The organism is Millionella massiliensis, assembly GCF_900104655.1.
Taxonomy (GTDB): Bacteria; Bacteroidota; Bacteroidia; order Bacteroidales; family Rikenellaceae; genus Rikenella; species Rikenella massiliensis.
Genome location: NZ_FNWD01000002.1, coordinates 2319820 through 2338940, shown reverse-complemented (window position 1 = coordinate 2338940; position 19121 = coordinate 2319820). Strand labels below are relative to the sequence as shown.

15 protein-coding genes and 1 tRNA gene are annotated in these 19121 nt (G+C 57.3%); 9 read left to right on the top strand and 7 right to left on the bottom strand.

Annotated features, from left to right (window positions below):
* The first annotated feature begins 365 nt into the window (after positions 1 to 365).
* The 3 genes from gcvH (at position 366) to panB (ending at position 2968) form a co-directional block, all read left to right on the top strand.
* The gene (gene gcvH, locus BQ5379_RS08960) at positions 366 to 746 is read left to right on the top strand and encodes a glycine cleavage system protein GcvH (RefSeq protein ID WP_071135118.1); all 381 of its coding nucleotides are present in this window, start codon (positions 366 to 368) and stop codon (positions 744 to 746) included.
* Between the two features lie 83 nt (positions 747 to 829).
* Positions 830 to 1774 carry a malate dehydrogenase gene (locus BQ5379_RS08955; protein ID WP_071135117.1) on the top strand — a complete coding sequence of 315 codons (945 nt, stop codon included), beginning with the start codon at positions 830 to 832 and terminating at the stop codon, positions 1772 to 1774.
* A 378-nt stretch (positions 1775 to 2152) separates the two neighbouring features.
* The gene (gene panB, locus BQ5379_RS08950) at positions 2153 to 2968 is read left to right on the top strand and encodes a 3-methyl-2-oxobutanoate hydroxymethyltransferase (RefSeq protein WP_071135116.1); all 816 of its coding nucleotides are present in this window, start codon (positions 2153 to 2155) and stop codon (positions 2966 to 2968) included.
* A gap of 826 nt (positions 2969 to 3794) precedes the next feature.
* Here the strand turns inward: panB and BQ5379_RS08945 are convergent.
* Both BQ5379_RS08945 and BQ5379_RS08940 read right to left on the bottom strand, forming a co-directional pair.
* Positions 3795 to 6320, bottom strand: a complete 2526-nt coding sequence (locus BQ5379_RS08945; protein ID WP_159431239.1) for a zinc-dependent metalloprotease — start codon at positions 6318 to 6320, stop codon at positions 3795 to 3797.
* A gap of 332 nt (positions 6321 to 6652) precedes the next feature.
* Entirely contained in the window at positions 6653 to 7753 is a 1101-nt protein-coding gene (locus BQ5379_RS08940) for a hypothetical protein (protein ID WP_143039435.1), read from the bottom strand.
* Between the two features lie 212 nt (positions 7754 to 7965).
* Between BQ5379_RS08940 and BQ5379_RS08935 the strand changes: the two genes are divergently transcribed.
* Positions 7966 to 8394, top strand: coding sequence for an Hsp20/alpha crystallin family protein (locus BQ5379_RS08935; RefSeq protein WP_071135113.1), 429 nt, complete (start codon positions 7966 to 7968; stop codon positions 8392 to 8394).
* A gap of 183 nt (positions 8395 to 8577) precedes the next feature.
* Here the strand turns inward: BQ5379_RS08935 and BQ5379_RS08930 are convergent.
* Positions 8578 to 8653 (bottom strand) — tRNA-His (locus BQ5379_RS08930).
* Positions 8654 to 8728: 75 nt separating this feature from the next.
* Between BQ5379_RS08930 and BQ5379_RS08925 the strand changes: the two genes are divergently transcribed.
* Genes BQ5379_RS08925 through BQ5379_RS08905 form a run of 5 tightly spaced genes read left to right on the top strand, consistent with a single transcriptional unit; the run spans position 8729 to position 12742 of the window.
* The gene (locus BQ5379_RS08925) at positions 8729 to 10219 is read left to right on the top strand and encodes an ABC transporter permease (protein WP_071135112.1); all 1491 of its coding nucleotides are present in this window, start codon (positions 8729 to 8731) and stop codon (positions 10217 to 10219) included.
* A complete protein-coding gene (ubiE, locus tag BQ5379_RS08920; RefSeq protein WP_071135111.1) occupies positions 10216 to 10944 on the top strand; it encodes a bifunctional demethylmenaquinone methyltransferase/2-methoxy-6-polyprenyl-1,4-benzoquinol methylase UbiE in 729 nt (242 codons plus the stop codon). Before BQ5379_RS08925 ends, ubiE begins: the two co-directional genes overlap by 4 nt.
* Positions 10941 to 11456: an LEA type 2 family protein gene (locus tag BQ5379_RS08915; RefSeq protein WP_071135110.1), complete on the top strand. Its 516-nt coding sequence runs from the start codon at positions 10941 to 10943 to the stop codon at positions 11454 to 11456. Before ubiE ends, BQ5379_RS08915 begins: the two co-directional genes overlap by 4 nt.
* Positions 11457 to 11474: 18 nt before the next feature.
* A complete protein-coding gene (locus tag BQ5379_RS08910) occupies positions 11475 to 11984 on the top strand; it encodes a hypothetical protein (protein WP_071135109.1) in 510 nt (169 codons plus the stop codon).
* 26 nt (positions 11985 to 12010) lie between these two features.
* Positions 12011 to 12742, top strand: coding sequence for a ComF family protein (locus tag BQ5379_RS08905; RefSeq protein WP_071135108.1), 732 nt, complete (start codon positions 12011 to 12013; stop codon positions 12740 to 12742).
* Positions 12743 to 13107: 365 nt separating this feature from the next.
* Here the strand turns inward: BQ5379_RS08905 and clpB are convergent, their stop codons facing one another.
* The 4 genes from clpB to BQ5379_RS08885 form a co-directional block, all read right to left on the bottom strand.
* Positions 13108 to 15699, bottom strand: a complete 2592-nt coding sequence (clpB, locus tag BQ5379_RS08900) for an ATP-dependent chaperone ClpB (RefSeq protein WP_071135107.1) — start codon at positions 15697 to 15699, stop codon at positions 13108 to 13110.
* Between the two features lie 118 nt (positions 15700 to 15817).
* Positions 15818 to 16276, bottom strand: a complete 459-nt coding sequence (locus BQ5379_RS08895; RefSeq protein WP_143039434.1) for a hypothetical protein — start codon at positions 16274 to 16276, stop codon at positions 15818 to 15820.
* 657 nt (positions 16277 to 16933) lie between these two features.
* The gene (locus tag BQ5379_RS08890) at positions 16934 to 18535 is read right to left on the bottom strand and encodes a glycoside hydrolase family 31 protein (protein ID WP_083377681.1); all 1602 of its coding nucleotides are present in this window, start codon (positions 18533 to 18535) and stop codon (positions 16934 to 16936) included.
* A gap of 16 nt (positions 18536 to 18551) precedes the next feature.
* Positions 18552 to 18881, bottom strand: coding sequence for a DUF4286 family protein (locus BQ5379_RS08885; RefSeq protein WP_071135105.1), 330 nt, complete (start codon positions 18879 to 18881; stop codon positions 18552 to 18554).
* Between the last annotated feature and the right edge of the window lie 240 nt (positions 18882 to 19121).

The window sequence follows — 19121 nt, the reverse complement described above, 5'->3', positions numbered from 1 at the left end:
CATATACAACCGCACCTCACGCGCACCCGACACCCATAGTCCCCGGGAACCGGCGTAACTGCCCGGTCTCCCACTTGTGTATACATATCCGCCACACCATATGCGCCCTGGCACAGGGTTTCCCCTCCAACGATTCGCCCCAACCGTTATTGCCTGATCGACCGCCATTTTCGGACAGGTTCCACCCTCCGATTTTTCGCGTCCGACCTGCACACCCGGCCCGACCGACACTCTGCGCCTCCACTCCTCACAAACAGGCTGTCCGAAAACACCCACCATGTGTTATTTTATTAACAACTCCTTTGTACGTTCCGAAAAAAGCGGTACCTTTGGTGCAGTGAAAACAACTTAAAAATCGAAATGCCATGAGCAATATCCCCAGCAATCTGAAATACTCGCAAGACCACGAATGGATCCGCGTCGAAGGCGACGAAGCCTACGTCGGTATCACCGATTTCGCCCAGAGCCAACTCGGCGACATCGTATTCGTAGACATCACCACCGAAGGTGAAACCCTGGGCCAGAACGACGTGTTCGGCACCATCGAAGCCGTGAAAACCGTATCGGACGCTTTCATGCCCGTGGCCGGCGAAGTGCTCGAATTCAACGCTGAACTCGAAAACGCCCCCGAAACCGTCAACAAAGACCCCTACGGCGCCGGTTGGATGATCAAAATCCGCATGACCGACCCCGCACAGCTCGACAGCCTGCTCACCCCGGACCAGTACGCCGCCCACATCGGCTAATCGACCGAGGGGGAGGGGGAAAAATAGCGAGAACCTTCAACATCACACACGAAAAACACACTACTTAAAAATAGAGACAAACAATGGCAAAAGTAACCGTAGTCGGCGCCGGGAACGTAGGAGCGACCTGCGCAAACGTATTGGCAACCCGCGAAGTATGCAGCGAACTGGTGCTGCTGGACATCAAAGAAGGAGTATCGGAAGGCAAGATCCTCGACATCTTCCAAACCGCCACGCTGATGGACTTCGACACCAACATGGTGGGTGTGACCAACGACTATGCCGCAACGGCCAACTCGGACGTCGTAGTGATCACCTCCGGTATGCCGCGTAAACCGGGCATGACCCGCGAAGAGCTGATCGGCGTGAATGCCGGCATCGTTAAATCCGTAGCCGAAAACATCCTCAAATACTCGCCCAAAGCCATCATCCTGATCGTGTCGAACCCGATGGACCCGATGACCTACCTGGCCCTGAAAGCCACCGGCCTGCCCAAAAACCAGGTATTCGGTATGGGCGGTGCCCTCGACTCGTCGCGTTTCAAATGCTACCTGTCGAAAGCCCTCGGCGTTAACTCGAACGACGTAGACGGTATGGTAATCGGCGGCCACGGCGACACCACCATGATCCCGCTGGTCAGCAAAGCCACCGTTAAAGGCGTGCCCGTCACCGAACTCTGCTCGGACAAAGCCGTGCTGGACAAAGTCGTAGCAGACACCATGGTCGGCGGTGCCACCCTGACCAAACTGCTCGGCACCTCGGCCTGGTATGCTCCGGGCGCAGCAGCAGCCATGGTCGTAGAATCGATCGTTCGCGACCAGAAGAAGATCGTGCCCTCGTGCGTATACCTCGAAGGCGAATACGGCCAGAACGACATCTGCATCGGCGTACCGGCCATGATCGGTAAAAACGGTGTGGAAAAAGTTATCGAAATCGCTCTCACCGCCGAAGAAAAAGAGGCTTTCGAAAAGAGCGCAGCCGCCGTTCGCAAAACCAACGCCATCCTCAACGAAATCGGCGCCTTGTAGTCGACCGACACCGGCTCTGAAAACAAAACGGAGCGTCTCTCTCTGGAGAGACGCTCCGTTTTTCGTTGATTCCTCCACCAGTCTGCAACAAGCTCCTTTCTAAGAGCGTACAAACAACACATCTTCTACCACTACCACTGTTTGCAACCTACCAGACCTCCTTTCTGCCATTACTGTTCCTCGCAGCCCCTCTTATTCCCGTTTTCCATTCGTTTCTTTCACCGATTAGCTCATTAAGCCCCCTTTCAGTCCTTCTGCTTGAGTTCTCTCCACCCACACTGCCAAGGTCGACCATCTGCACGACGGCAAATGACGCTACCCAAAATAGGTATTGACCGGAAAGTTTTATACTTTTGACCCAATTAAAAAAACTTTGCCATGTCAACAGAAGGAAAAACCCGGGCAGTGACCACCTACCGCCTGACCGAGATGAAAGCTCGCGGCGAAAAGATTTCGATGCTCACCGCCTACGACTATACCATGGCCGGCATTATGGATGCCGCCGGGATCGACGTGATCCTGGTCGGTGACTCTGCGGCCAACGTCATCGCCGGCTACAAGACCACCGTGCCGATGACCCTCGACGACATGATCTACCACGGCAAAGCCGTTGCCCGCGCCGTAGAACGCGCACTGGTGGTAGTCGACCTGCCCTTCGGGAGCTACCAGGGGAACTCCAAAGAGGCCCTGAACTCCGCCATCCGCATCATGAAGGAGACCGAAGCCGACGCCGTGAAACTCGAAGGAGGAGCCGAAATCATCGACTCCGTGCAACGTATCCTGTGCGCCGGGATTCCCGTGATGGGACACCTCGGGCTGACCCCGCAATCCATCAATAAATACGGCACCTACGCCGTTCGCGCACGCGAAGAGGCCGAAGCCGAAAAACTCTACTCCGACGCCCTGCTGCTGGCCGAAACCGGTTGCTTCGGGATTGTGCTGGAGAAGATTCCGGCCGTGCTTGCCGGCCGCGTAGCGTCGGCCGTGAAGATTCCGATCATTGGCATCGGCGCCGGCAACCAGGTAGACGGTCAGGTGCTGGTTTCCTACGACATGCTGGGAATCAACAAAGGCTTCTCGCCGCGTTTCCTGCGTCGCTATCTGGACCTGCACGAACAGATCACCGCCGCCGTGGAGCAGTACCGCGACGACGTAAAGAGTGGCGACTTCCCGAACGAGAGCGAGCAGTATTAACAATTCGTCCACAACAAACGGACATTTCCACAATTTACCCACAATACAGCGAACAGCGAGGTGCGACTTATGTACAAACAAAGTCGCACCTCGCTGTTTTTACGCACAACGCTGTTAACAACATATTGACAGTTTACCCGCAACCTTTCCACAGTTCTTCGACCACCACCCCGCACGGAGACAATTTTCCACCCTCACCCCTCAGTTTCCACACACCTGCATCTCCACAAACAGTTAATCCCTCCCGCCGAGATCCTTTCCCACAGGAGAGCACCCAGCTCGCCGCCCTCCACCCTTTCCGCCGCACGGTACTACGCTCCGTCATACCGCCACCCCGCACAGCGCCGTTTCCAATCTTAACCCCGGACACCTTTTCGCACACCCCAATCATCCTCCTCCGACCTTATATTCAAGCTGAAAACTTCCTATCCAACAAGCACAGGCCCAATTAATCTCCGAATATTTCACCACTTTAAAACACTCCACTCGCCCCATTCGTATCACAGTACTCTGCCCTTCTCAAAAAGTTCGTAACTCCCCATTCCGTATCGCCGCACTCTACCCCCAAAAAAGCTCACAACATCACATTCATCCACCGCCCGACATCTTTTTCTACCCTTCGCCGTCCCCCCAGCCCCCCCCGACCTCAGCACCTGCCCCACGAACTACTTACGTACTTATTAACATCTTTTCAACAACTTTACAGCCTGTTTTATCAACAGACTCACACTCCTCGTCCCATTCACCCCCATACAAAAAAATCCTGCCGCCCTTTCCGAAAGAAAGGAACGGCAGGAAATCTCCGTTAGCATGTAATCAGACAAACCTATTTCGGGTCCAATTTCTCCTTGATACGTTTGGCCAGGTACTGGTAGTGAGCCTTGACAGCCGGTTCTGCCGCCGAAGCCCGCTCGAGACGTCCCTGCAGCGTGCGCAACTCATACTGAACGCGGGCAACCGCCTCCATACCGCTTCCGGCCGAGGCCGTTCCGGAGGGAAGCAGCGACAACAGCCGCTCCACATACAGGTTCTGCAAACTGCGGCGATACACATCGGGACTCTTTCCGGAAGAGAGCTCGCTCCACACGCTCTTGTTCAACGCACTGAACAGGTCATCCAACGTATAGGTCTCTTTGCCCAATGCAGCCTCGGCATTGACCAGATTGCCCAACACGCGCATGCTGAGCAACGACCGGAGAGCCGACGACTGCACCCGGGTGAGCACAAACAGAGCGTCCAGACCCGTTTTGGCAAAAATATCATCGTCGAACAACCACTCGGGCGTCGTAAAGAGATTGCGGTCGAGGAACGCCATAGCCTCCTGCTGTTTGGCCTTTTCGACATAGACATAAACCGGCCCGGCCTGTTCCACCGTCTTGGGCGTCTCGTAGATACCGCCGACCCACTTGGCCACATGACCATTGTAGCGTATCAACTGGCTGACCACCTCCAGATAGACATCCTTCAGGTTGTCATACCCTTCGTTCTCCGTGCGGGTCCACTCGGGCAGACCGGCCACCACGAATTTCAGGTTACGGATACCGAACTCGTTGGAACGCATCTGATTGTCGCCCAGGTCCTCGTTCTGCTCACGCGGATCGTCCGGATTGGTCTCGGTGCCGAACCACAGACGCGGATTGTCCTGTTTCGAGATGATCCACTGATTCAGTTTGTCGGCTTCAGCTTCCGGTGTGGTCAGATCGGGGAAGCGGCGGTAGCCCCACTCGATAGCCCACTTGTCGTAGTCGCCAATGCGGGGATAGAGCAGTTCACGACGAATGTGGTCTTCGGGCTGAGCCACGTAGTTGAATCGGGCATAGTCCATGATCGAGGCGGTGTGGCCGTTCTTTTCGAGGAACGAGGCGCTGCGCAGGCTGTCGACCGGCGTCATGGCCGACGAGCCGTAGTTGTGGCGCAGCCCCAGCGTATGGCCCACCTCGTGCGACGAAACGAAACGGATCAGGTCACCCATCAGCGCATCGTCGAAGACCATCTTGCGGGCACCGGTATCGCTCGGCGAAGCCTGGATCAGGTACCAGTTCCGGAGCAGTTCCATCACGTTGTGGTACCAGTTGATGTGGCTTTCGAGGATTTCACCGCTACGGGGGTCGCTCACATGGGGACCGCTGGCGTTGGCCACATCCGACGGCTTATAGACGATGGCCGAGTAACGGGCATCTTCGAGGCTCCAGGTCGAATCCTCTTCGGGCGTGGGAGCCAGCTTGCCCATAATAGCATTTTTGAAACCGGCCTGCTCGAAGGCGACCTGCCAGTCGTTCACCCCGGCGATCAAGTAGGGAATCCACTTCTTGGGGGTAGCGGGGTCGATGTAGAAGATAATCGGCTTGGCCGGTTCGACCAGTTCGCCGCGCTTGTAGGCTTCGACATCTTCGGGCCGGGGTTCGAGACGCCAGCGCGTAATCATCTCTACGTCCTTGACTCCCTGCGGATTCTTGTCGTAATCGATGTAATCGTTGGTAAAATAACCCACCCGCGGATCGAAATAACGCGGCTGCATCGGCACCTCGGGCAACAGAATCAGCGAACTGTTGACCTCGTAGGTGGCGGGCATGGGGCTGGGTTTGTAACCGGCACTTCCCCCCTTGGGCGTAATCAGATAGCTACGCACGCTCTTCATCTCAATATTTTCGGGGAATGTCTTGACACCTACGATGTAGGATTTGTCTTTCTGGAAATTCCCGACATTCATATTGAGTTTGAAATAGCTGTCGAAACCGGTCAGTTCGGTATCACCTCCGATAAAGTCCGTCACGTCGACCAGCAGCGAGTCTTTGGCCTTGTTGGTGCCCTTGATTTCGAACGAGGCAACGATGGGCTGCACGTTGGAACGAACCACAGCCTGATACATGTCTCCGGTGGTATCCCGGGGCAGCTCGCGGGTCGAGATGTTTTGGATAAAGAGCCGCTTCTGGTCGGGCGATTGCTGGAAACGGATCATGTTCTCACCGATCGGGTCGCCGGCATAACCGAAAAAGCCCTGACGCATATCGGCCGCCGCTTTCGAGATGCGGTTCACCACCAGCATGTCGCGTCCCATCAGCGACGTAGGGATCAGGAAATAGTACTTCCCCTCCTGCTCATACACAGTAAAGAGTCCGTCCGTACGTTTGGCGCCGCTTTTGATGACAGCTTCAATGCTGCCTTTAGGCGGCGTGGCTTTTTTAGCTGTGGTGTCGGCCGTTTCGGATTTGGCTTTGCGCTTTTTTGCTGCGGTTTTCTGCTTGTCGTTCGACTGTTCGGTCTTGTTCTTCGCAACAGGCGAGGCGGCGTTAACCGCAACCGGAGAGGCGCCGATCAACAGAGCGATCGCGAGTATCCAGAGTTTGTTCATATAGTGATTTGTTAGGTTCCTCATTTTCGTCGGCTACCGTACGGAGGATACTGTAATTTTCCCCCGCACAAATTTACCGTAAATGCCTAGCAATTTTTGTTCCGAACACGCCTGGCCCCCAATAAAATTACACCACCTCCTTAAATCTTTCCAATCCCCAACTTATCTATGCCCACTCTGTACAAAGCCCCCGACTCTATCAACGACCCGCCCGTTTAGGATGCGAAGCATCCGCGAAAAGTTCTTTGGGTTCCTTTCTTACAAGAAAGGGATGGCTCCCAGCGGACCATCCCCAAACAAACAGCACGGAATAAATGTCCGCACTTTTTATTTTATTTCCACAAATGCACCAGCACCGAGGCCTGCTGACAAAAGTCCACCCCCTGTGCAGTCTGGTGGAACACCAGCGCGGCCCGTATCGACAGCCGATCGGCCAGCGTTTTCGACCAATAGAGATCGGTCCGGTTGTAGAGCGGAGCGTTGTAAAAGGCATCGCCCCAGTAGACCTGCGACCCATAAATATCCCACAAAGGCATCAGCCCCTTGCCGGCAAAGAAGGTATCTTCGATCCCCCAGCCGTGCCACTCCAGGTTGAAGCGTGCATGGAACCCGGCACGGGCCGTCCATCCTCCGGCATTCCCCACAGCGATACGTCCGCGCGAGAGCGAACCGACAATCCCCACATCCAGCGACAACACGTCGAGTGCCGTCACCTCGCCCAGATCAACCCCGCCGTAGACGTGATACATCACGTTATCCACCAGGAAGTTCGGAGCCAACCCCTCTTCGACGCTCTTTTCGCCAATCCGGTAATGGTACATGTAACCGGCCATGCCGACCTTAAAGAGTCCGCGCTGGCCCAACTTCAGCTGTCCCGACAGGCCGGCCATGAATGACTCCTTGCCGGTTTTTGTATCCTCCAGATTCCAGTCGAAGAAGGCCTCGATCTGCCCGCGCTCGCCCTGCCACTGCAACAGCGCCCCGGCCAGCGTGTGTTTGAAATAGCTCACCGAGTCAGAGAAGAGGGCCCTCGAGTAGTACCCCTTCATCTCGTCGCGCGGCAACAGACCGCCCAGACCATTGAAGACCCGTCCCGTATAATTATAGTATGCCAGGAAATCGGGCACCTCGCCAAAGGGTTTCTGGCCGAACTGTTGCAGGAAACTGATCCCCGTCATAATGCGGTGACCGTTGCCGAAACGCAGCCCCACCGTCGGGATGACATAGGCCCCGGAGAGGGTCTGCGGGATCTTGTAGTTCGAATTGTACTCACCGTTATCGAGAAATGCTCCCAACCTCACATCGTAGTCGAAACGGGGTTTGAGCGTCGAATCGGAAGCAGAAGCGGTCGATGCCGGGAGAGTAAATCTCGACTCGGCCAGAGCCGCACCTGCCAACATGCAGCAGGCCAGCACAATAAAAAGACGTTTCATAGGCTATGCACCCAGGGTGCCAAAGAGTGACTAATAACGCTCCAAAGGTACGCATTAATCCGGGATCTGATACACTGACACGTTGACACCGAATGTCTGCCAACGTGTCCATTTTTTCGTCTGGCACACCCTTTGCGAATATACCGTTCGGCGCGGGGATCCGCCAGGAGCCCCACCCCGAAACAGAAGTTTAACCAAAATTATAAGCTATTATGATACCTGCAAAAAGATCTCAAAACTGGTTGCCGTCGATTTTCAACGATTTCTTCGGTAACGAATGGTTGGCCAAAGCAAACACCAATTCTCCGGCCATCAACATCCGCGAAACTGAAAACCAATACGAAGTCGAGATTGCGGCTCCGGGTCTGACCAAAGACGACTTCAAGATCCGGATCGAAGACGAAAATCAGCTGGTTGTCACGATGGACAAGAGTTCGGAAAACAACGCTGAAAAAGAAGAAGGCCGCTATCTGCGTCGCGAATTCTACTACTCGCACTTCCAGCAGAGCATGATTCTGCCCGACAACATCGACAAAGAGAAGATCGCCGCCAAAGTGGAACACGGCGTGCTGACGATCGACATCCCGAAACGGAAAGAAGAAGAGGTGGTTCCCGCTTCGAAAGAGATCGAAATCCGATAAAGATTCCGTCCGCCCCTCTCCCGCCGCTGTCCTTGGGCAGCACGGAGAGGAGTCTCCGAAGAAGAGAGGGACGCATGAGCCCCACAACCTCTCCCCCGTCTATCCACGCGGGTCGGCACATCGGCCCGACATACAATGAAAAAAGGCTTGCTACTGAGTAGCAAGCCTTTTTTCGTTTTCTGCGGGTGGAAGATCGGGCTCGAACCGACGACCTCTTGAACCACAATCAAGCGTTCTAACCAACTGAACTACATCCACCGGGCACAAAAGTACAACACTTTTCCGAACTTCCAAAAAAAATGAACTATTTTTGCGAAAATTAATCGCAACCCGCTTGAAACTCGAAACTTTCATCGCCCGCCGTTTGGGCCACACAGGCCGCAAAAGCGGCATTATGCTGCGCGTGGCTACGCTGTGCGTCGCCGTGAGCGTCACGGTGATGCTGATCGCGCTGAGCGTGGTCAACGGTTTCCGCCGCACCGTCACCGAAAAAGTCTCCGGTTTCTCCTCCGACATCCAGATCACCGCCGTGGGCAGCGGCAACTCCTACGAAGTTCCGCCCGTGGTGTACGATCCCGAATTTGCCGAGTCGCTCCGCACCGCACCCGGCGTAACCCACGTGCAACGCTTCGCCACCAAAGCCGGCATCATCCGGCAGGACAGCACCATTCAGGGCATCGTCCTCAAAGGCTACGCCCCCGAAACCGACACCACCTTCCTGCACCGCCAGATGGTCGCAGGCCGTATCCCCGTCTACAGCGACACCGCACGCAGCCGCGAGGCCGTGATCTCCGAGAGTCTGAGCCGCAGTCTGCGCCTGCAATGCGGCGACCGGTTCGAAGTGCTGTTCATCGGCAGCAGCGCCCCGCGTCGCGACCGGCTCCGCGTGGCCGGCATTTACAACAGCGGGATGGCCGAATTCGACCGGATGACCGTCATCGGCGACCTGGCCATCGTGCAACGGTTGAACGGATGGAGCCGCGACCAGATCAGCGGCTACGAACTAGCCGTATCGCCCGGTGCCGATCTGAACGAAACCGCGTGGTACCTCTCCGACGAGCTTCAGCCCGCCAGCGTGCTCGACGGTTGGGGCGAGGCCGCAGCCGACACAGAAGATCCGGTATCCGACGAAACCACGCCCTCCGGTACCTTCACCACACCGAGCCCGGAAACGCAGCAAGGAGCCTCACCCTCCACCACCGCCCCGTCAACCGCCACTCAGGGCACTTCGCTTTTCGGCACCACCGCCGACCTCGCGACCACCACCCAGGACGACTCGGACAACCCGAACGCGCCCGAGAATCGGGACGCCCAGGAAGAATCGGAAGATTCATACACCTCGCCCGATCTGGAAATCACGACCGTCACCGACCGCTACCCCCAGATCTTCGACTGGCTGCAGATGCTGGGGCTGAACACCACCATCGTCATCGTCATCATGCTGGTCGTAGCCGTGGTGAACATGTCCTCCGGCGTGCTGATCGTCGTCCTCGAACAGACCCGCACGATCGGGATCCTCAAGGCACTCGGCATGGGCAACGCCCCCCTGCAGCGCACCTTCATCGTCCGCTCCGTGGGGATCACCCTGCGCGGCGTGCTGTGGGGCGACCTGATCGGGCTGGCACTCTGTCTGATACAACAATATACGGGCGTGATCAGCCTCGATCCCGAAAGCTACATGATGGCCGCCGTTCCCGTGCGGATCGACTGGCTGCAGGTCGTGGCGCTGAACCTCGGGACGCTGGCCGTCATCACCCTGTCCATGGTGCTCCCCACCGCCATCATCGCCCGCATCACCCCCGATAAATCGATTCGATTCCAATGATAAAACCACACAACGAAGACCCCACCGGTAAAAAAGAGCAGGTGCGCGAGATGTTCGACTCGATCGCCCGCCGCTACGATCTGCTCAACCACCTGCTCTCGATGAACATCGACCGGCGGTGGCGCAGCCGCGTGGTGAAGATGCTCCGCCGGCAGGCTCCGGACAGCGTGCTCGACGTGGCCACCGGAACCGGCGACCTGGCGATCGCCGTCGGCCGTGCCCTCCCCGGAGCCGCCGTCACGGGAGTCGATCTCTCGCCCGGCATGCTCCGCATCGGACGCGAAAAGGTCGCCGCCCGCTTCCCCGGACGCAACCTCCCGATGCTCGAAGGTGACGCCGAACAGCTGCCCTTCGCCGAGGGTTCCTTCGCCGCTGTCACCTGCGGATTCGGCGTCCGCAACTTCGAAAACCTGCCCCGCGGACTGGCCGAGATGCACCGCATCCTGCGTCACGGCGGATGCGTCTATATCCTCGAATTTTCGATGCCCTCGCCCCACAACGTACTGGGTCGCCTCTACCGGTTCTACTTCCGGAAGATTCTGCCCGGCATCGGACGCCTCATCTCGAAAGACGCCCGCGCCTACACCTACCTGCCCGAATCGGTCGGCGAATTCCCCTACGGCGAACGTTTCTGCACGCTGCTCACCGAAGCCGGATTCGCCACCCCGCAGATGCAGGTGCTGATGGGCGGCATCGCCACGATATACACCGCCCGCAAGCCATGAGACGCCTCGCCCTGCTGCTCCTGCCCCTGCTGAGCGTCATGCTGCTCGGAGGATGTACCGGCGGCCTCGCCCTGAGCCGCATGCGGACCGAACGGGTCGAGACCTTCCGCTCCGACCGCATCGGGATCGGCTACATCGAAGGCACATTGGAGATTACTTTCGACAACCGGAACAAAAAAAACATTACCTTTGATCGCGGTCGGATCGAAGTGAAGCTGGACGACCGGCCCTTGGGAGTCGCCACCCTGACGGCACCGACCGTCGTGGCCCCCGGCCGACAGCGCGTATCGCTCCCGATCCGCATCCGTCTGGCCCAGAAGGGACTTGCCACGATCGTAAAGACACTCTTTACCCGCCCGCAAGAGTTAACCGAGAATCCCGACATTCGGATTGCCGGCACACTGGAGCTCCTCACCGGCACCTCCACCCGCCCGCGAAAGGTACGCTTCGACCGGCGACTCGACCGCAAGACGGCCGAACGGATCGGCGACCTGTGGCACCGACTCTACTAACGACACGAACAGAAGACCATGAAATCGACCCTCATACTGCTGCTTCTCGGGCTGAGCATCCTCTGCGCCGGAGCACAAGACCGCGTCAACACCTACACCGCACGGCTGCGCGTCCCCGACGCCTCGACCGGTGCACAAGCCACCGTCAGCAACGACAGCGACGTGGCCGCCGGCCTGCGCGTATCGCCTCCGAGCGACAAGATTGCCGGCTACCGCATCTGCATCTTCTTCGACAACACCCAGAACGGCCGCCAGCTTGCCAACGAAGCCCTCAACACCTTCAAAGAACAGTTTCCCGGCATTCCCGGCGAAGTGGTCTACACCAGCCCGACGTTCAAAACCATGGTCGGCTACCTGCTGGCCATGAACGAAGCGTCGATGCTGCTGGGACGGGTGCGCGAGTTCTTCCCCGGCGCCGTCATCGAGCACGGCTCCGAGATCAAAATCGAAGACCTCATCAACAGCAGCGTCATCGCTCAACCGACCGACAGCCTGAGCACCCAGCCCGCTGCGGCCGAAGAGCTCTAATCCTCCCCGCCCCACCCCGGTTTCAGATGAACGTTCGAGCGAAATTGACCGACCTGTTGCACTGGCTCGGACGCCAACTCTTTCCGGCCGTCTGTCCCGTGTGCGGTCAGGCTTTGGCGCCGGGCGAACGGACTATCTGTCTTGCCTGCCGGTGGGACATGCCGCTGACCGATTACTGGATCGTCCCGGAGAACCCGCTCGTGCAGACCCTCCGGCGACAAATCGACCACCTCCACCACGCTTCGGCCCTTTTCTATTTCCGCCACGAGAGCGGCTACCGAAGCATGATCCACTCCCTCAAATACAGCGGACGCCGCGACATAGCCGTCGCCCTGGGCGAGATGTTCGGCCGTGAGTTGCGCAAATCCCCCCTCTACGACGACGCAGCCGTACTGGTCCCCGTCCCGCTCCACTGGAGCAAACGCATCCGACGCGGCTACAACCAGGCCGAGGAGATCTGTATCGGTCTAAGCCGCAGCATGAACATTCCCTGCGACTTCCGAACCCTGAAGCGCGTCCGCCGCACCCGCAGCCAGGCCGGCCGCCACGGCACCGATGCCCGACGACGCAACGTCGAAGGAGCCTTTCGGCTGCGCCAACCGGAACGACTGCGCAACAAGCACATTCTGCTGGTGGACGACGTACTGACCACCGGTGCAACCATTGCCGCCTGCGCCGAAGCGATACACCGTCAACTGCCCGACGCGCGGATCAGCGTTGTTGCACTGGCCACCGTCCATCACCAGCACCGCTGTTAACACCGACCCGTCTCCGAAATTTCCACCGATCGCTTTTCCCCCACTCTACTTCTTCTCAAGAGGTGGAAAAAGCATCGACTTACCACTTGGTAACACCCAATATTTCCAAAACAACTCTGCTATTTCTCATAACTTTATAGCGCAATGCCCCTTGACGGTTCCCGATCGGTAACAAGTCTCCTCTTCATGCTCTGCATAGCCGCGTCAACCGGGCTAACCGGGCGACCGGCAGCAACATGACGGCAGTGAGGCCGGACAGAAGGAGGGTAGGAGTAACAGCAAAAAAGCTCACCATAAAAAAAGTCCCCCTTCGGACCTTGCGGTCCGAAGGGGGACTTACCATACACATTGATTGTCCTGAGCGATCAGTTGGCGAAGGTCAGCCCGCTGTCCGACGCATCGACCGTTACGGGACAATCCTTGTTGACCTTACCGGCCAGAATCTCTTTCGAGAGTTCATTCACCAGGTTCCGCTGCAGCGACCGTTTGATGGGTCGTGCACCGAACTGCGGATCGAAACCGTCGCGGGCCAGCCAATCGACGGCACGGTCGCTGACATCCAGTTCGATACCATTCTGTTCCAGCATCTTACGCAGCGCATTGATCTGCAGCACGACGATCTGACGCACATCGTTCAGCGTCAACGGCAGGAACATGATGATCTCGTCGATACGGTTCAGGAACTCCGGCCGGATGGTCTGTTTGAGCAGTTCCATCAGTTCGGTTTTCGTCCCCTCGATGATACCGTTACGTTTGTCATCGCTGATGGTGTTGTCTTCCAACCCTTCGAAACGTTCGTTAATCAGGTGCGAACCGATGTTCGAGGTCATGATGATGATCGTATTGCGGAAGTCGACCGTACGGCCCTTGTTGTCCGTCAGACGCCCGTCGTCGAGCACCTGCAACAGAATGTTGAACACATCGGGGTGGGCCTTTTCAATCTCGTCGAGCAACACCACCGAGTAGGGTTTACGCCGCACGGCCTCGGTCAGCTGACCGCCTTCGTCATAACCGACGTATCCCGGAGGCGCCCCGATCAGTCGCGACACACTGTGCCGTTCCTGGTACTCGCTCATATCGATACGGGTCATCAGGTTCGCATCGTTGAACAGGAACTCGGCCAGCGCCTTGGCCAACTCGGTCTTACCGACCCCGGTCGTACCGAGGAAGATGAACGATCCGATCGGTTTGTGGGGGTCCTGCAGCCCGGCACGCGAACGACGCACGGCATCGGAAATGGCCCGAATGGCTTCGTCCTGACCGATCACCCGTTTGTGCAGCTCATCCTCCATGAAGAGCAGTTTCTCACGTTCACTGGCCAGCATCCGGCTCACCGGAATACCGGTCCACCGCGATACGACACCGGCAATGTCCTCGGCATCAACCTCCTCTTTGATCATCGGGTTATCCTTCTGGTTCTCGCCCAGCTGCGCCTGCAACCGTTCGATCTCCCGCTGAGCCTCCTGAATCTTACCATAACGCAATTCGGCTACCTTGCCGTAATCGCCCCGGCGTTCGGCATCGACGGCCTCCTGTTTGAAGCGGTCAATGTTCTCTTTCTGCTTCTGGATTCCTTCGATGATGTCGCGTTCGCCCTGCCATTTGGCTCGCAGAGCATTCCGCTGTGCGTTGAGCTCTTCGATCTGATGGGTCAGCTCTTCGACCTTCTTGTCGTCGTTTTCGCGACGGATCGCTTCGCGCTCGATCTCGAGCTGACGCACCCGACGGTCGAGTTCATCGATATCTTCGGGCACGGAGTTCATCTCGGTCCGCAGTTTGGCTGCCGCCTCGTCGATCAGGTCGATCGCCTTGTCGGGCAGGAAACGCGAGGTGATGTACCGATGCGAGAGTTCGACCGAAGCGATGATGGCTTCGTCTTTGATCCGCACCTTATGATGGTTTTCGTAGCGTTCCTTCAGCCCACGCAGGATCGAAATTGCATCGGGCACGCTCGGTTCGTCGACCATCACCTTCTGGAAACGACGTTCGAGAGCTTTATCCTTTTCGAAATACTTCTGATATTCGTCGAGGGTCGTGGCACCGATGGCTCGCAGTTCGCCACGGGCCAAAGCCGGTTTCAGGATATTGGCCGCATCCATGGCCCCTTCGCCGCCGCCGGCACCCACCAACGTGTGAATTTCATCGATGAACAGAATGATCTGCCCTTCGGAATCGATCACCTCCTTCACGACGCCTTTGAGTCGCTCCTCAAATTCGCCTTTATATTTGGCACCGGCGATCAAGGCACCCATATCGAGCGAGAAGAGCTGTTTGTCCTTCAGGTTTTCGGGCACATCGCCATCCACGATACGGTGGGCAAGGCCCTCGGCGATGGCGGTCTTACCGACACCGGGTTCGCCGACCAGAATGGGGTTGTTTTTGGTACGCCGGCTCAGGATCTGAAGCACACGACGAATCTCGTCGTCACGCCCGATCACCGGGTCGAGCCGCCCTTTCCGCACCTGATCGATCAGGTTGATGGCATATTTGCCGAGCGCATCGAACTGCTGTTCGCTGGTCTGGCTGTCGACCGTCGAACCTTTACGCAGTTCGGTGATGGCTTTAACAAGTTCTTTTTCGGTGACGCCGGCATCTTTCAGCAGACGTCCGGTCGCCTCGAGGCCGAGCAGGATATGTTCCGGGGTGACGTATTTGTCGCCGAAACGGGTCGTGGCCTGCATGGCCTTCTGCATCACCTGGTTACTCTCGGACGAGAGGTAGGGTTCACCGCCCTGTACTTTGGGCAGACGGGCCAGGTCGTTGGCAACGGCGGCCCGCAGGGCGGTCATATTCACGCCGATCTTGTTCAGGAGGTAGACCCCGATGGAGTCCTCCTCGTGCAGCATGGCGCTCAGGATATGGACCGGTTCGATGGCCTGCTGGCCGCCGGACTGGGCAATGTTCACTGCCTGTTGCAGCAGCTCCTGAGCTTTGATTGTCAGATTGTTTGTGGTCATAATTTATAGGCTTTTATATTTTTCGTTTTTTTGAAAGTTTACCCGTATTGATACAAACTCCTTGCCAAAAAACGGGGATATGACAATTTGTCACATCCCCGTTATCGCCCCCCCGCGACTATCGGTCGAGCGACCGCCTCAACCAACGGGCCGCCAGCCTCAACTGCGGATGGGTGCGCAGCAGGCACAACAGTCGCGGGTCTTCTCCACAGACACGCTCGGCTTCCGCCAGTATGTCACGAAAACGCTCCCGCAACGCCACTCCGGGCAGATGATAGTCGCCATAATCGTACCAGCAACCGTCAAAGCAGCAGTCCGCCGCCTCGATATAGGCACGCAGGGCATGAACCGAATCGCCCGCAGCAGCCCGAAAGCGGGCCAGCCGCAACCACTCCATACTGGTCTCGAAAGCCAGCCGATCATCGGGGCGCACCGCCAACCGACGCTCCAACGAGCGGATACGCTGCAGATAGGGTTGAGCGGCCGCCTCCTGCCACTCCGGATCGATACTCATTCGGTTTCCGGCCGCACGGGCCACCCATCGAAAATTCGCTGAAGATTTTTTTTCGTTTTTCATAGCACTTTGAATTGAATGAATGAAACCAGATTTGTCCGCCGCTGTCGAGCATGTCAAAGAACGAAGAAGGGCATACGTCCTCCGTTCAAGCCTCGTACAGCTTGTGCGAACAATTGGTTTGGCTATGAAAAACAGGTGAAGGTCACATAGTTGTAAAGATCTCCGCCCATAGAACAAAGTGGCGAAGTACGATGTAAAGATAGCGATTTTCTGTTCTCGCCGCGTTTCCCGGCCGCATTTCCCATTTCCCGCGGCATCACGCCGGTACAACTTTGGAATTTCTCCAACGGCGCCATGCAAAGGACAGATGCTTCGCCCCCGGGGCATTCCCCCTGTCTGCAGGCCCAGCCGGTCGAAATAGGATGTAAAAAAGATCGGTCGTTCTGCCGATTGCAGAACGACCGATTTCAAAGTTCGTCATATGGATCGGTACGGCAGCTCATCGAATCCGATTTACATGCCCGCACTCGGAGTTATCGGTTCGGAGCCGAACAGGGCAGCAACTGCTGATATGTATCAGCCTTACCCCCCACATCCGAGCACTACAACTGCGGCCACCTACAACTGCCGCATTCCCCCGCTCCCGCAACTCCGCAATCACCCCTGCTCAAGCATCTCAGTCACAGCGGCCTCCCCCGCCGCAACCGCACCCCCGTCTTAGCGTTTCAACTCGTAATAGGGAATGCGGTCGATCGGAGCCGAGACCTCGATCACCAGCGGGCCTTTGAATTTCTGCCCCTGATCGTCGATCCAGGTACCGCGCGGCAGACGCACGGTCCGTTTCCCATCGGGCGTCAAAATCGGCGCCACCAGATACTTGGTGCCCAGCATGAACTCGTCGGAGCAGTCCGAGAAGCCCTGTTTGGGATACATGTACTCCAGACTGCGTACGATCGGTTCACCGCTTTCAGCCGCATCGTGAGCCAGTTCCAGAATGTACGGAGCCATCTTTTCATGCAGTTTGGCCGCAGCCAGGCAGCAGGCCAAATGCTCCTTGTCGAGCACCCGCCAGGGTGCCACCGAGAACTGCATCATCGGCATCATGGCGTGCACCTGGGCCGAGCGGACGATCAGCGCCTGATCGAGTTTCGTCTGATCGACATTACGGAACGACCCGACCTGCCCGCCGCCGATCATATCGGGACAGGTGTAGGCATACCCCATCAGCCCGGCGTTGACCATTTCGGGGATCAACAGCTGGAGGGCATTCCACGAATAGTCCTTGTCGCCGAGACGCTGCACGAGCGGCAGCCCCTGCATCTTCCAGCAGGCACGGAATTCGTTGTACGGGAACTTGGAGCCGAGTTCGGCCCACTTCATGCAGTGATCCGTGGCATGTGCCGTCGAGTCGTGGTAATCCTGACTCTCGGGATGGTAAAAACTCAGGTCTCCGGCATCGAACTTGAAACCGTCTATGCCATACGCTGCCTGGGCCTGTTTCAGGGTCTGAAGCAGATGGTCGAAAGCCGCCGGGTTGGTCAGGTCGTAGCAGGCGCTGTAACCGTTCCACCACGGAATGATGGCTGCATTCCGGCTCCCTTTCTGCCGAATCAGGTACCCTTTCTCCTGCAGATCGCGGAACTCGGGGCTGTCGGGACTGACAAAGGGCGAAATCCAGAGCATCACCTTGAAACCCTTGGCATGCAGCCGGTCGATCATCCCTTTGGGATCGGGGAATCGCTCAGCCTTGAAGTCGAAATTACCGTAGTAGCGCTGCCAGTTGTCATCGACCATCAGAATACCGGCCGGAAACCCGTTGGCCAGAATATCGTCGGCATACTTTTCGATGTCGGCCTGGTTCTGGTTGTACTGGAGTTCGATCCAGGTATTGTACTGCGGCACGCTGAAGAAAAGTTCGGGAGGGATGGTCCCGTTGGCCGGGAAGTGGTCGTGCGCGGCCAGCACGAAGGCTTCGCGCAGGTTCTTACCGGCTTTGGTGACGGTGACGGGCTTCGTGGTGTTCTCGATCACGAATTTCGAGCCGTCGTACCGGAAGTCGAACGCTTCATCACTCCAGATGTAGCGTCCGTAATTGGAGACCAGAAACGGGACGTTCTGGTTGTTGAAGTTCTGCTGGCTGAGGGGTTGCAGGCCGTCGAGCGGAGCGGAAATGGGCATCTGCGAACCTTTGGCGGTAAAGGCGCCCCACCATTTTTCGCCGTCGAGTACGGGGATTTCGGTGGTGTTCTGCGCCGCGGCCGTACCGACGCACAGCATGAAGGCAAAAAGGGAGGAGAGGGTTTGGCGGATTGTTTTCATTCGTTCGGAGAGCGGATCAAATATCGATTTTCTTAAGCAATGAGGAGAAGTGCAGCGCCTGTTCGCCGAAAAGCGGTCCGGCGATCGACGAGTACTCTCCGATGACATCCTGCATGAAGCGCTGATACTCGGGGATATCGGGCACTTCGACCTGCAGCGAATAGGTATAGTGGGCGTCGCCGTTATCGGTCAGCACGCGGGTAAAGATCACCCGCTGCTGCTTTTGGGCATCCTCGCCACCGAAACCGGCCTCCCGCAGGTAGGGCATAAACTTGTTCACAAAGAGGTCGTACCACCGTTCATGAACCGGAGGTTCGATCATAAAACTGGTATTGACGATATACATAACCTTTTTCGATTAACAGCGCGCCCCTTCCCTCCGGCAGATCCGCATCCGACTACCCTTCCGCCCAAAACCAACCCAGAGAGACCACACGGGCAGTCTCTCTGGTTGAGTTACAATAGGCACGGAACCGAAGCCTCTGCATCTGTCCCCCCACGCTGCACCTTCAAAACGGCGCGACCCGGGGCAAAAGAGGAGGAGTCCGTCCCGACCGGCTGAATCGCGTCTCTCCGTTCCCGAAGA

Coding starts and splice junctions, on each gene's coding strand:
- gcvH (WP_071135118.1), top strand. CDS start 366: ATGAGCAATATCCCCAGCAATCTGAAATACTCGCAAGACCACGAATGG.
- clpB (WP_071135107.1), bottom strand. CDS start 15,699: ATGACCACAAACAATCTGACAATCAAAGCTCAGGAGCTGCTGCAACAG.
- panB (WP_071135116.1), top strand. CDS start 2,153: ATGTCAACAGAAGGAAAAACCCGGGCAGTGACCACCTACCGCCTGACC.
- BQ5379_RS08885 (WP_071135105.1), bottom strand. CDS start 18,881: ATGTATATCGTCAATACCAGTTTTATGATCGAACCTCCGGTTCATGAA.
- BQ5379_RS08890 (WP_083377681.1), bottom strand. CDS start 18,535: ATGAAAACAATCCGCCAAACCCTCTCCTCCCTTTTTGCCTTCATGCTG.
- BQ5379_RS08915 (WP_071135110.1), top strand. CDS start 10,941: ATGAGACGCCTCGCCCTGCTGCTCCTGCCCCTGCTGAGCGTCATGCTG.
- BQ5379_RS08945 (WP_159431239.1), bottom strand. CDS start 6,320: ATGAACAAACTCTGGATACTCGCGATCGCTCTGTTGATCGGCGCCTCT.
- BQ5379_RS08955 (WP_071135117.1), top strand. CDS start 830: ATGGCAAAAGTAACCGTAGTCGGCGCCGGGAACGTAGGAGCGACCTGC.
- BQ5379_RS08905 (WP_071135108.1), top strand. CDS start 12,011: ATGAACGTTCGAGCGAAATTGACCGACCTGTTGCACTGGCTCGGACGC.
- BQ5379_RS08910 (WP_071135109.1), top strand. CDS start 11,475: ATGAAATCGACCCTCATACTGCTGCTTCTCGGGCTGAGCATCCTCTGC.
- BQ5379_RS08895 (WP_143039434.1), bottom strand. CDS start 16,276: ATGAAAAACGAAAAAAAATCTTCAGCGAATTTTCGATGGGTGGCCCGT.
- ubiE (WP_071135111.1), top strand. CDS start 10,216: ATGATAAAACCACACAACGAAGACCCCACCGGTAAAAAAGAGCAGGTG.
- BQ5379_RS08935 (WP_071135113.1), top strand. CDS start 7,966: ATGATACCTGCAAAAAGATCTCAAAACTGGTTGCCGTCGATTTTCAAC.
- BQ5379_RS08940 (WP_143039435.1), bottom strand. CDS start 7,753: ATGAAACGTCTTTTTATTGTGCTGGCCTGCTGCATGTTGGCAGGTGCG.